Source organism: Methylophaga thalassica MP (assembly GCF_000214595.1).
Taxonomy (GTDB): Bacteria; Pseudomonadota; Gammaproteobacteria; order Nitrosococcales; family Methylophagaceae; genus Methylophaga; species Methylophaga thalassica.
In genome coordinates this window covers 210310-223017 of record NZ_AFIG01000001.1, presented here as the reverse complement: position 1 = coordinate 223017, position 12708 = coordinate 210310, and the positions used below count along the sequence as shown (strand labels likewise).

The window sequence follows — 12708 nt, the reverse complement described above, 5'->3', positions numbered from 1 at the left end:
GCTGACTGCTGCTGATGGCTTTCTACAAACAGTCAAGGGCACATAGGGCCAGCCAGCTTGATTTTGTAGTCAATAAAGCCTTTATAAACGGATGTTCAAAATCGAGTCATAGTAATCATTTCGACCAAACTCAATTAATATCTGTACATTCCCAATGAAACCCTATACTGTGTACCTAGCTCGAAAGTAAGACTTTTATTTATACTCTCCATCTCGTTGTTTTATTCGTAATTCCCCGTCCTGAAGTTTCTAGATTCCAGCTCGTTTTCACGCTATTCACGCCTCTAGAGGCATTTTTATATCTAAAATTCAGGTAATTATTATGTCAAACACAGTTAATGGAACAGTAAAGTGGTTTAACGAAGCGAAAGGTTTCGGTTTTATCGAACAAGAGTCTGGAGCAGACGTATTTGCCCATTTCAGTGCTATTGCTAGTTCAGGTTTCAAAACCTTAGCAGAAGGCCAGAAAGTTGAGTTCACTGTGACTCAGGGCGCCAAAGGACCACAAGCCGAAAACATCGTAGCTGTCTAAGCTCGTTCTCGGTCATAAAAAAGGGCAAGTCCGTAAGGACTTGCCCTTTTTTTTGGATATGAATACAGCTCGAGACAAACGCATTGGCATTGGGTGCAGTCAAGATAATGGTTCGCGGCTAACCCTCTTAACTTTTCTTGTTTAATCAAAACATCTTATTGATATCACGGTAAAAATTTTAATCTGAGCCAAGTGTGATTAACTCTATGGTACTGTGCCATCCTGATAACTTTACCCAATTAAGCTTAAGTGCTTCGCCATTTTGAATTTATGGCCTCGTAAAAACAACGCTCGCCTCTCTTATGCTCTCTGAAAAACAGCTTTTTCATTAGCATCTTGACTGCTTTATCCATGTCTTTATTCCTAGTTCTAATTCTGATGCTGCTTTTCACAGCTCTTAAAATTGGTCATTTGTAAGACATGAGTAATGTTAGCCAAAATTTCCAGTTATGCTGAGCCCCAATAAGGCGTTGGTGAGCCAAAATAGTCACTCATGAATTCCAGAAAACAACTGACCTTGGGGGATTTTAAACGGTTGGCAGGATAGAGCGCATAAATGGTTTGTGGTGAGGCTTTTTCTGCACATTGCCATTCTGTTAGAACAGGTACTAATTCACCAGTTGCTAAGTGCTCAGCTATAAGCCACTTGGGAAATAAAATAATACCTTGGCCCAATAGTGCTGCATTCACCAGAATATCAGCATTATTACTGTACAAATTCCCTGCCACTTCGATGGATTCAAATGGCTGAGCCGCCGATTGTCGGAAATGCCATGTGCGTTTGCCCAAATTACCTTTGTATACCAAGCAATTCTGTTTAAGCAGATCATCAGGTGAACTGATTTTTGGTGACTCTCGTAGATAGGAGGGAGAGGCACAAGTGACAAATTGTTCATCAGAAATTTTGCGATAATTCAGGCTGGAGTCAGAAAAATCACCGATACGTATAACAATATCTGCTCCTTCTTGAACGGGATCAATATAGGAGTCAGTCAAAACTAATTCTACATTCACCTGCTGATAGTGTTGCTGAAACTGATTGATTAACGCTGACAAATGTTTGTTGCCAAACGAAACTGGCGCGTTAATTTTAAGGGTGCCGTGAGGTGCCGTTTCTGTCCCTTTGGCATGCTCTGTAGCAAGATCGATAGCCATTAACGCTTCACGAATTTCTTCAAAATAATTGGCACCAACCTCTGTTAACTTTACCGCTCGTGTATGGCGATAAAGAAGCTTCTGGCCCAGTGATTTTTCTAGAGTTGAAACATACCGTGACACTGAAGAGGGCGGTAACTCCATCATAGAAGCCGCTTTTACGAAGCTACCTGTTTGGGCAACGGCGACGAATGCACGTAGTGAATTAATGCTCATAAAGCAATTATTAATTGTTAGATTAGTTATTGATATCACTCTAGCAATAATCAATCATTGGCACAATTAAATTTCAGGATCATGTGTTTATGCAACTTGTTATATATCTGCTGGTGTTAATTGCTGGGATGGGACTGTCGGTTGAAGCTGGCCTGCTTGGACCATTGGGTGCCAATATTGGACACTTTGCTGCCACTTTATCCATCTTTATGATTGGCAGTATTTTACTTACCTTGATAATGGTTTTGTTCACTAGGCCCCAATTAACCTTGTTGTTTTCACAGCCCAAGTGGTTATTAACCGGTGGTGTTTTAGGGCCGGTTTATGTGGTGGTGCTGACTATTGCCACCCCTATTGTTGGTTTGGGTATCACTATGACAAGTGTTTTGCTGGGGCAGATCGCCATGAGTTTGGTGATAGACCATTTTGCTTTGCTGGGGACAAAAAAAATGGCAGTGGATCACTATCGAATCTTGGCGCTTATTATGATTGTTATTGCCCTTTGGCTATTGAATTAGGAGAACAACAGTGAGCACTTTATTCGCTATATTCATATTGATAGTAGGTGGAATTGCCTTATCTGTACAATCGTCGATTAATGGCCGTTTAGGTAATATTGTAGGGGTTATACCTTCTGCATGGCTGACATTTGTCATTGGCTTTGCTCTGACGTTTTTGTTGTTTTTCTTTTTTGAACCACCACATGCCCAAACACTATTTAATGCGCCTAAGTGGCAGCTGATGGGGGCCGTGTTTGGGGTGATATATATGGTTGTGGTGGTGTTTGCCGTGCCGAGAATTGGCATCGCAGGAATGACCGTGTCGGTTATTGCTGGGCAACTAATGATGAGTATATTGATCGACCACTTTGGTTGGCTAAACAATGCTGTTATTGAATTAGATGCACAACGTTATTTGGCAATAGTACTGTTGTTAGGCGCGATATTCATGATCTATCTGAGTAACAAACGTAAAGAGCTAACCAAAACTAAGTCTGATACGACTTTGTAAAGTGACTACGTATTTGATGTGGATTTATGGTGTTAATTTAAGCGGGGGGCAGCCAATGAGGCTGCCCCTTAGTTGGCATTATTTCTGTGTATAACTATCAAAACGAGCGATATATTCTTCGAGGTTTTGGTTGAGCATTTCGGCATAACGCTGAGTGAAGTATTCAATGGCGGCTTGTTTTTCGGCTTGCAGGTTTTCAGCATTTTCAACTGAACGTGCAACACTGAAGGCATTGAAGCGGGCTGCTGAAAATAGCACGGCTGTATTAACGTCTTCTACGGAGCTTTCCGCTGCTTGCTCATTTGCAATAGCAACGAACTCATCGACACGTTCTTGAAATGTTTTGCTTGATGCATTTTCACTCATTCTTTTTCTCTCATTGGTTTTATTGATTTGAAATGTATTGTCAGTAGCTAAGGTGTTTTTGTTGTTATATCTGAGCTTTTGAACGCAGACATCTTAGCAGATAAAACTGCGATAAAACCTTAGCTGCAGGTTGAGTTGGAGTCGATATGGCGTTATGAGTTCAATAAAAAGTCGTTTATTGCTTTATTAAAACAGACTTCACGATATTAAAACCAATGGCTCCCAAGATGATGCCCGTGGCTTTATCTATATAAAACGAGAGTCGGGTGAATTTATTTCTCACAGTTTGTTTGGATAACAGATAAATGATGGCCACATCCCAGAGAAACACAACCAGTGTCATCCACACGCCCAGCAAGATTTTGAATCCGAGATTCACCTCTGGTGTCAGCGCCACTGTGAATAAGCTTAAATAAAACAGTAAGTTTTTTGGGTTCAGTATGCCGGACATAAAACCGGTGATGCATTCTTTGATAAAGCTGATTTTTGCTAATTCAGTGTTGTTAACTGATGTGACGGTCAGATCCCGATAAGCTGACTTGGGGGCTTTGAGAGCATGAAAGGCTAAATAAAGCAGAAATAAGCCACCGATAATTTTTAATGCAATCATCAACGAAACCGACGCAGCCAGGATGGCGCCAACACCAACAAGACATAAACCAATATAAACCGCATTGGCTGTTGCAATGCCTAATGCCACACCGATGGCATTTTTACGATGACCTTTCATGGCACTTTTCACCACTAAGACAAAGTCAGGGCCTGGGCTTAATAAGGCAAGAAAATGAGCAAGTGCCACCGCGAAAAAAATACTAACTAAACCAAAATCCATGCAAATTATCTTTCTAGTTGATGTTTAGAAAGGTACAAATTTACTTTTAAAAACACAAATGAATTATGCCTGTTTATCTCATCGGCTTTTCATCATGTCACCGTTACAGAGTATTTATTTTGATAATAGGGTGAGTGATGTTTAGATAAATTGAGCGGATAACAGGCCTTTTGTCCTTAGCTTAGCCAATGAATAAGGCATTAATTTTATTATGAAATAGTCCTGTTGGGAGTGGCTTTGACCCAGTAAATAGCGCCATTTCAGGGTATTTCAGCATCGGGGCTGGTGACTTCCTTTTTTCATCTACACAAATTTCACACCACCCGGCGAAATCTGAGCCAAGGAGGGCCAATTATGAGAAAAAAATGCACAAAGATCGTTATTGTTTGTATGTCAGTTTTGACACTTGCTGCTTGCAATGATGATGAGTTTTCGCAAGACGATTTTAGTCAGGATGACGGCGACTTCACTGCTGTAGCTCCTGTACCTGCTAATTTGCAGTCTGGCATGCCTGAAGAAAAACCAAAAGAAATGCTGTCGGTAGCTGATCCCACGCCACCCGAAGTCTGGTTGTTGTCCTTATATCAACAAAAGCCTGAGCATGATCCCGATCGTGATGTGTTTTATTACCAATCTTTGCTGGACAAAATATTGCCCCATGTTCATGAGGATAAACGGGTTGTCAGCAATCGCTTAGTGCAAGTGACACGGCAGTTAGCAGATAAAGGCATCAAAGCAGATCAGGACGAGTTGCTGGTAGATTTTGCCCATTATTTGCCGGCCGTGAATGAGAAATATGTGTTTGGTGAGCTGATCGCAAACTATAGCAACCTACGACAACAGAATATTGATCATGAACAGGCGATGAAGACGCTGTTTGAGCTTATTTGATCAGGGAGGGAGATGATATGGACGTACTACTTCAAAGCCTGCTTGTGTGGGCACTCACTCTGACTGGGTACGATGATCCTGGCTATTTGCCAAAAATAGAAGCCGTCAGTCATGAAACGCTCGCCATAAAACTGTGTGATTCAGATTACTGTACTGCCGTGGCTTATTACGATAGTCAAACCGAAACGATTTTCTATGACAACCGTATGGATCTGAAAACCAACGATGGTGCCCGAGGTTTTTTGCTGCATGAAATGGTGCATTTTCTACAAGATAAAAATGCTGAAATAAAACCTGAGGATATGGATTGCCAAAGCCGAATAGCCATTGAACATGAGGCCTACCGTGTTCAACAATTTTTCCTGAAAGAACACCAAAAGGACACATTCCAGATCGATATGGCTGTGGCAGTATTACCAAGTCTATGTGCTGAAGAAGGTGAAACAGTAAAATAGGACTTAGTAATATCTGTATAGCACATGGTCTGGCTGCCTATCATTTTGGCATAAACTGTCAGACCTTTGAGACCTTAGTATTGAGCCTAAAAATGAGTATACGCATAGCAAAAAAACAAGATGCACATGATTTGGCTGAACTCGTTGGTTCACTTTCACACTACTATCTTGAGGACCCGAATAGACCACTTCCGGAGTGGTTTTTGACCTCGATTCAGCCTGGTTCATTTGAATCGCGTCTCCAGAGTCCAGACTATTTAAATCTTGTGTATGAAGAAGCGGATGAGATAAAAGGCTATATTGCTATCAAGGCTGCATCGCATCTTTATCACCTGTTTGTTAGTGAAGAGTTGCATGGAAAAGGGATTGCCAAGCAATTATGGCAACAAGCAAAGTCTATGCAGCCTGAATCACAGTCTTATGCTTTGCGTTCTTCGCTTTATGCTGTGCCCGTCTATTTAAAATTTGGCTTCACTAAATCAGGCCCTGTCGGGGTCAAAGATGGTATTAGCTTTCAACCAATGACGCTTGGTAAAAAAAGTTAGTGAACACATATCGTTTGATAGCTCTGTAGTGGATGTTTGCTCTAGGCGAGCTTATGGGCTGGGATACTAACTTGCCAGGTACTAAGCAATCATAATTTCCAGGTTATTGAACAAGTCAGATAAAAGCTGTTTCCGCCCTGAGCCAATGTAAAGAAAATCTGGTTCACAATGTCTGAAATGTTGCTGTTGATTCAGGCATATTTTGATATCAGAAAGCGGTACAAATGGATTTTTTACTCTGATCTAATTAAATGTTATTTAATAATGCTTACTGTACTGGGCTAAAGCGGTTTATTTTTTCAATAAATCAGCATGCAAAACAGACAAGGATGAATTTATGGAATATGTGTTGGTGAAGTATCTGCACCTGCTGGGTGTGTTTGTTTTGTTTTCAACCTTGGTCACTGAGCATGTGTTTGTTAAACCAGAAATGTCGAATGCTGATCTTAAAAAGATTTTAGCTATTGATTTAATCTACGGGCTTTCGGTTTTGGTGGTTCTTGCCGCCGGTTTATCTCTTTGGTTTCTGGTCGGTAAGCCTTCTGGATTTTATTCTTCAAACCCTGTTTTTCACATAAAAGTCGGGCTGTTTCTGCTGATTGGATTACTTTCCATCTATCCAACGGCATTTTTCCTGAAAAACAGAAAATCATCGGCATCAGTCATTGCTGTTCCTAAAGCTGTTGTGATGTTTATACGTGTTGAGCTGTTGTTTCTGGTGCTTATACCGTTACTCGCCGTGTTAATGGCTCAAGGCTATGGACTCACGTAAGAACTCACTTGAAGCTATCCAATCATACTTTCCAGGTTATCGATTAAGGTGGTTCGTCAGAGTTTATTGGCCTTGCTATATTCTTCAATAAACTCATTAATAAGGAATTCGACATCCTCATTCAATTCATCAACGTCAGAGATATCTTTCACATAACGCCCCCAGACAAAACCACTTTTACTGAAACACTTGCCATTAACGGTATAAAACATCTTTCGGCTGAAATCGAGATACAAAAGATATTCCCCCGCATGCTCTTCGACACGCAAAAATAACTGAGCATCATCACGTGGACTTTGCTGAATATTGGCTTGGGATAACTGATTATCAATAATGGCCTCAAACTCGCCCTGATCCAGACCATCCGGTTCAACGGTATACACCACATACACTTGCTGTGGATTATCTATTTCCAGCCCCGTTCCCGTTTTTGCCATCACAAGTGAAGTTTGCAAAATGAGACTCATCAAGAATAGAAGAGGCAGCCAGCGTTGGATGATTGGGGTTGTCATTTAAGCTCTCAACATCAAGTTTTTTTACTGAGTTAATAGTTGATTTTGATAATAACAGAGCCTGTCACTCTTGCGTTTTAAAACATTGATTTAGCATTGCGTTATCAATTATTCCGATTCTGTTATCTGTCCTGTTACATCGATATATATATCTATAAGCTATCGGCTCTCCATAAGAATTGAGTGGTTGTTTTTTATGAATACTGTATGGATGTCGGCATTAAGAGTATCCATCATATACGTGATTATTGGAGTGATATGGATAATTACGTCTGACAAGGCTCTTTCATATTTTTTTGTTGATAAACAAAGCATTATTGAGTTGCAAACCTTTAAGGGTTGGTTTTTCATCATCGCAACGGGTTTTATTCTTTTCTGGCTTGTTTATCACCAGTTGAAGAATATGAATGAGGCTGAAGAGCGTTTACGCTATGCGCTGAATGCTTCTGGTGATGGCGTTTGGGACTGGGATGTGCCTTCAAGCAAGGTGTGGTACTCCAAGCAGCTGCAAACAATGCTTGGCTATGCCGATGGGGAATTCAGTAACAGCCTTGATGAATGGTCGAGTCGTGTTCATCCGGATGATCTGGCATTGGTGATGGAAGATTTACAGCGTTACCTTGATGGTAAAACAGATTGTTATATCAACGAGCACCGCATACGCTGTAAAAATGGGCATTACAAGTGGATTCGTGATAGTGGACTGGTGATAACTCGTGATGAACATGGGAAACCTATACGCCTTGTCGGCACACACGCTGACATAACCACCCGTAAAGAAGCAGATGAAAAACTCAAGCTAGCCAATACGGTATTTACCCATGCTTATGAAGGGATTTTAGTCACTGATACTGATAATAAGATTATCGAAGTCAATGACGCTTTCACTAGAATCACGGGCTACAGCAGAGAAGATGTTATCGGCAAGAGCCCTAAACTCCTTCAGTCAGGTAAGCATTCTCCAACGTTCTATGAAGAGATGTGGCATTCAATTAAGACGGAAGGCTATTGGTCTGGTGAAGTATCAAACAGACACAAAAATGGACAGCCATTTATAGAAATGCTGACGATCAGTGAAATCCGTGATGCAGATGGTAACGCCGTTAACTATGTGGCCTTGTTTTCAGACATCACACATATTCGTGCACAACAGATAGCACTTGAGCGACTGGCAAGTTATGACCCATTAACCTCACTGCCCAACCGTATCTTACTGGCTGATCGTCTCAAGCAATCCATGGCACATTGCCAACGTCATCAACAGTTATTGGCGGTGGCCTTTATTGATTTAGATGGCTTTAAGCAGGTCAATGACACTTATGGCCATGAAGTCGGCGATAAACTTCTGGTCACTATTTCTAATCGTATGAAAGCGGCGTTACGAGAGGGCGATACCCTTGCTAGGATTGGTGGGGATGAATTTATCGCCGTACTCACCGAGCTGAATGTGTTTGAAGACTGTGAATCAGTGATTGAGCGTCTGTTAACGGCATCTTCTGAGCCGATTTCTATTGATGATAAAACCTTTTCAGTGTCTGCCAGTATCGGGGTGACGTTATTTCCAGAAGACAGTGTGGATGCCGACATTCTCATGCGTCACGCTGATCATGCTATGTATACAGCTAAGCAGTTGGGTAAAAATCGCTATCACCTATTTGATGTGAATCAGGATGATGCCATCAGATCACATAGAAAACAGTTGTTGCATATCGAACGAGCTTTGGAAAACGATGAATTTGTCATGCACTTCCAACCCATCGTCAATATGAGAACGGGCTCGGTGATTGGTTTAGAGGCTCTACTTCGCTGGCAGTCACCTGAGGAAGGCTTGTTGCCACCAGGTGCGTTTTTACCCTACATAGAAAACAATCCTATCAGTGTTAATTTGGGTGAATGGGTTATCCATGCAGTCCTGAAACAAATCAGCTTGTGGCAAGCTGAGCAGGCCACTATGCCAGATATGATCAGTATTAATATTTCAGCTCTACAGATTGAGCAGACTAATTTTGCTGATAGATTAGCCTCTCTGCTGAAAGCTTATCCTGAAGTAGACCCGCATAAAATTGAACTGGAAATTTTAGAAACCAGTGCCTTAGAAGACATCCAGAATGTATCAAATACAATGAATGCCTGCGCCCAGCTTGGTGTGAAATTCGCAATTGATGATTTTGGGACAGGCTATTCATCACTGACATACCTCAAGCATTTACCAGCGGAAATCATCAAAATAGATCAAAGCTTTGTACGTGACATGCTGATTGACGAAGATGATCTGGCTATTGTGAAAGGCGTTATCGGCCTGGCAAATGCCTTCCAGCGCGGTGTAATAGCAGAAGGTGTTGAGTCTGCCGAACATGGAAAAGCGTTATTAGAGCTGGGCTGTGAGTTAGCCCAGGGCTTTGGTATTGCCAAACCGATGCCAGCAGAGCTGGTACCCGAATGGATAGCGGGTTGGAAACCACAGTGGTAAGGTTGTTTAGACGAATGAGTACTGTTTGATTTACCAGCTTAGCTTCGGATCGATACATTGATAGATCTGGCCCAAACTCTGTTTAGTATCGAGTAGCTCATGGGCCAGTCTCGCCACTTCTTTTCGGTGAATTAAACCATGGACTTCTTGATGTTGTGAGAGCTGGCTGGTGTGAGTGATATCACCGTCTTTCAGACCGCCAGGACGCAGAATGGTGTAATCAAGCGTACTGGTTTGTAGCCAGGACTCCGCCAGTGATTTCTCTCTTGCGGCTGCCCCAAAGCCTTGTTTAGAACGTTCGGACAAATACTGCCATGAGTCGCCACAACCCAGTGATGTCACCAATAGAAAGCGTTTAATACCGTGGGTTTCCAATGCATTAATCAAGTAGCGATGACCGATATAATCCACCGGTACATCGGCTCGGTAACTGCTCATCGTTGAGACGACCCAAGCCTCTTTTGGCAGGTTGGAAACCGTTTGTTCTACCTGCGATTGAATCGTGGCATCACAACTTAGCGACTGTAATTTCAGTTCAACTAATCGTGGATTTTTAGACGGATCTCTGGCTACAGCTATTACTTGAAGACCTTGATCATGAAAATACTCCACCATGGCAGCGCCTAAACCACTGGCGGCACCGAAGATAACAACCGTTTGCATACTTTCTCCTAGTCTGAACAGGTGATCAGTGTCTATTTATTATGGAAGAAATACCAGTGACCCTGGCGTATCAATCCGGTAGAAATAATATAGAAAAAGTCATGATCACTTAACAATCTCGGCATCAGCCAAGCTGAAGGCGGCTTGGATTAAAACAGAAAATAAATATGTTGGTGTTAAGCGAGAGTGATCAAGAAAACAATACTAGATTTAACATCATCAGGAGTAGGTATGAGAGAAAGACTGACAGTGCTGGTACTGGCATGTATGACATTGATAGCTGTGAGTCATAATGTGTTTGCCGAATCGCAGAAAGAGAGAAACCTGAATGGGTTTTGGGTGGAAACATCAGGTAGAGGGGTATTAGCGATTGATGGCGATATGGCGACTTTTTCTACAACGGGTGATTTGAAGGCAGATGATCGATATCAGGTCGAGCTTAACGGCAATGAATTCACATTGTTGCGGAGCAAAAACAGCAGCACATTTAATAAAGCAATGACCGCCACTATTGACTGGAACGAGCCAGTGCTGAGTTTCAATAATAATCGCTATAGATTTATTCCTGCACCAGAAATCAAAGCCGCTGAGCTGGATGGTTATTGGGCTGAAGAAACCAAAAAAGGGAATACGCTGGAAATACGGGCAATGCAGTACAAAAATCAGGCGAGTCGCTATGATTTCTATTGGTGGAAGGTCAATACCGGCTATGCCAGTTATCAACACGGTGTCGATAAGGATGTACCGTTAAACATCGTCAATGGCTTTGTTTTTACGAACCCTAACTTGTCTGATGCCTACCGTCATTACGCGATAAAACGTGAGGGCGATACGATTTATTATGTCAATAGTAATGGTGCAAGGTGGTCTGAAACAAAAACCAAGACGCTCAGAGAGTATCAGCCACCAAAAGGTTTCAGAGATATGACGGGGGTGGTCAATCAATACCAGTGAGCTTTTCCTCGGGTTGATTTGAACGTATCCGTTATCGATGCTCAATGTAAGCAATGAGCCAAACTTTTTGAGTCAGTGGTTTAATTCGACACTTTAACCTTCATCAATACATCTGCGAGCATTTCACCTTACAGTTGTCTTAACAGTGCGTTCACAAGACAGTAGGTGAAATATCGGTATGAATGATCCGAGCGAAGCATCTGACAACGAGCAATCGTTTAAGTCAGATCAGAGTCAGATAAATCAGGTTGCTGATGAACAGCCTGTAAACAGGTCATCCAAACGGCTTCTACGTGGCTGGTTACTTTTTGCTCTGTTAATAGTGTTGCTTGTTCTGCTAACTGTTCGTGACGACTTACGACAAAATGCCATTGAAAGTGGTGAAAATACGATTAATTACATCGCATTCGAACTGTTCGGTTGGTCGCCCCGAGATTTATTCATTTGGCGTTTACGGGTGGCAGGATTATTAGATAGCCCACTAGGCCAACGCTGGATACATGCTGTTGATCATGCCAGTGATAGGCCAATACAAGCAGGAAACCAATATCACACCAATGACACTTTTGAAGAAGATAAAGTTGAAGCGCATATCTATCAGGTGACGCTAGAGCGAGGAGAAAAGCTGGTGTGGCAACTTGCACGACTGGATACGGCTGATAGTCGTTTATATGCCAGCCTGGAACGACGCAAAAAAAAGGACAAAGAATGGACTACTGTCACCGATCTTGATGCTAATGGCGACACCAAGAGTCGTGTTATTTCAATAGCAGGGGATTATCGCATTGTGCTGCAACCCGAGTTATTCGCCAAAGTCGACTATTCCTTAGCCATGGCTACTGGCGGTTCATTACTTTTCCCGGTAGATGGGGCAAAGCAGCGTGATATTGGCAGCATCTTTGGTGATCCGCGTGATGGTGGTGCCAGGAAACATCACGGCGTTGATATCTTTGCCAAAAAGGGCACACCGATTACGGCTGTCATTGATGGGGTTGCTCGAACTGACACGGGTGGGTTGGGAGGTAAACATATCTGGTTATCAGGTGGGATGTTTGGTTTAGGCAGTGCCCGGTATTACTACGCTCATCTGGATGAGTTTGCTGTCGAATCAGGTGATAAAGTTAAAAAAGGTGAGGTTATCGGCTATGTGGGTAACACGGGTAATGCCAGAACCACACCGCCTCATCTTCACTTTGGGATTTACGCTTGTGGCCCTGTTGATCCTGCCCCATTTCTGAAACCAGAGCCGAGATTACCCACTGATTACTGAGGCTGAACATGATTTTCAGTCTGCTAATTGGAGTGATAGTGGGAAAAGGATAACGTTTGCTCTT

The 12708-nt window shown here is 42.3% G+C and carries 15 protein-coding genes; 10 read left to right on the top strand and 5 right to left on the bottom strand.

The annotated features are described in order from the left end of the window. The first annotated feature begins 322 nt into the window (after positions 1 to 322). Entirely contained in the window at positions 323 to 532 is a 210-nt protein-coding gene (locus tag MAMP_RS01015; RefSeq protein ID WP_007144101.1) for a cold-shock protein, read from the top strand. Positions 533 to 979: 447 nt separating this feature from the next. On the opposite strand, the gene MAMP_RS01010 is transcribed toward MAMP_RS01015, so the two are convergent. Then, positions 980 to 1903, bottom strand: coding sequence for a LysR family transcriptional regulator (locus tag MAMP_RS01010; protein ID WP_040576114.1), 924 nt, complete (start codon positions 1901 to 1903; stop codon positions 980 to 982). A gap of 89 nt (positions 1904 to 1992) precedes the next feature. Here MAMP_RS01010 and MAMP_RS01005 point away from each other — a divergent pair, with 89 nt between their 5' ends. Next, positions 1993 to 2421, top strand: a complete 429-nt coding sequence (locus MAMP_RS01005) for a DMT family transporter (protein WP_007144099.1) — start codon at positions 1993 to 1995, stop codon at positions 2419 to 2421. Between the two features lie 10 nt (positions 2422 to 2431). Continuing rightward, a complete protein-coding gene (locus MAMP_RS01000; protein ID WP_007144098.1) occupies positions 2432 to 2914 on the top strand; it encodes a DMT family transporter in 483 nt (160 codons plus the stop codon). Between the two features lie 78 nt (positions 2915 to 2992). Here the strand turns inward: MAMP_RS01000 and MAMP_RS00995 are convergent, their stop codons facing one another. Together MAMP_RS00995 and MAMP_RS00990 are read right to left on the bottom strand one after the other, a co-directional pair. After that, entirely contained in the window at positions 2993 to 3280 is a 288-nt protein-coding gene (locus MAMP_RS00995) for a DUF3144 domain-containing protein (protein ID WP_007144097.1), read from the bottom strand. Between the two features lie 175 nt (positions 3281 to 3455). Continuing rightward, positions 3456 to 4112 carry a LysE family translocator gene (locus tag MAMP_RS00990; RefSeq protein ID WP_007144096.1) on the bottom strand — a complete coding sequence of 219 codons (657 nt, stop codon included), beginning with the start codon at positions 4110 to 4112 and terminating at the stop codon, positions 3456 to 3458. Positions 4113 to 4466: 354 nt separating this feature from the next. On the opposite strand from MAMP_RS00990, the gene MAMP_RS00985 reads away from it, so the two are divergent. The 4 genes from MAMP_RS00985 to MAMP_RS00970 all read left to right on the top strand — a co-directional run bounded on the left by MAMP_RS00985 (position 4467) and on the right by MAMP_RS00970 (position 6775). Continuing rightward, positions 4467 to 5003, top strand: coding sequence for a hypothetical protein (locus MAMP_RS00985; RefSeq protein WP_007144095.1), 537 nt, complete (start codon positions 4467 to 4469; stop codon positions 5001 to 5003). A gap of 17 nt (positions 5004 to 5020) precedes the next feature. Next, positions 5021 to 5458, top strand: coding sequence for a hypothetical protein (locus MAMP_RS00980; protein ID WP_007144094.1), 438 nt, complete (start codon positions 5021 to 5023; stop codon positions 5456 to 5458). A 92-nt stretch (positions 5459 to 5550) separates the two neighbouring features. Then, positions 5551 to 6003: a GNAT family N-acetyltransferase gene (locus tag MAMP_RS00975; protein WP_007144093.1), complete on the top strand. Its 453-nt coding sequence runs from the start codon at positions 5551 to 5553 to the stop codon at positions 6001 to 6003. 337 nt (positions 6004 to 6340) lie between these two features. Then, positions 6341 to 6775 carry a DUF2214 family protein gene (locus MAMP_RS00970; RefSeq protein ID WP_007144092.1) on the top strand — a complete coding sequence of 145 codons (435 nt, stop codon included), beginning with the start codon at positions 6341 to 6343 and terminating at the stop codon, positions 6773 to 6775. Between the two features lie 56 nt (positions 6776 to 6831). Here MAMP_RS00970 and MAMP_RS00965 read toward each other — a convergent pair whose 3' ends face one another. Further along, positions 6832 to 7287, bottom strand: a complete 456-nt coding sequence (locus tag MAMP_RS00965) for a hypothetical protein (RefSeq protein WP_007144091.1) — start codon at positions 7285 to 7287, stop codon at positions 6832 to 6834. Positions 7288 to 7483: 196 nt separating this feature from the next. On the opposite strand from MAMP_RS00965, the gene MAMP_RS00960 reads away from it, so the two are divergent. After that, on the top strand, positions 7484 to 9757 hold the full coding sequence (locus tag MAMP_RS00960; protein WP_007144090.1) for a bifunctional diguanylate cyclase/phosphodiesterase: 2274 nt from the start codon (positions 7484 to 7486) through the stop codon (positions 9755 to 9757). 30 nt (positions 9758 to 9787) lie between these two features. Here the strand turns inward: MAMP_RS00960 and MAMP_RS00955 are convergent, their stop codons facing one another. Continuing rightward, complete coding sequence (locus MAMP_RS00955; RefSeq protein WP_007144089.1) at positions 9788 to 10420, bottom strand: SDR family NAD(P)-dependent oxidoreductase; 633 nt, start codon at positions 10418 to 10420, stop codon at positions 9788 to 9790. Positions 10421 to 10651: 231 nt separating this feature from the next. Between MAMP_RS00955 and MAMP_RS00950 the strand changes: the two genes are divergently transcribed. After that, a complete protein-coding gene (locus tag MAMP_RS00950) occupies positions 10652 to 11374 on the top strand; it encodes a hypothetical protein (RefSeq protein WP_007144088.1) in 723 nt (240 codons plus the stop codon). 178 nt (positions 11375 to 11552) lie between these two features. After that, positions 11553 to 12644: a M23 family metallopeptidase gene (locus tag MAMP_RS00945; RefSeq protein ID WP_007144087.1), complete on the top strand. Its 1092-nt coding sequence runs from the start codon at positions 11553 to 11555 to the stop codon at positions 12642 to 12644. The last annotated feature ends 64 nt before the right edge of the window (positions 12645 to 12708 follow it).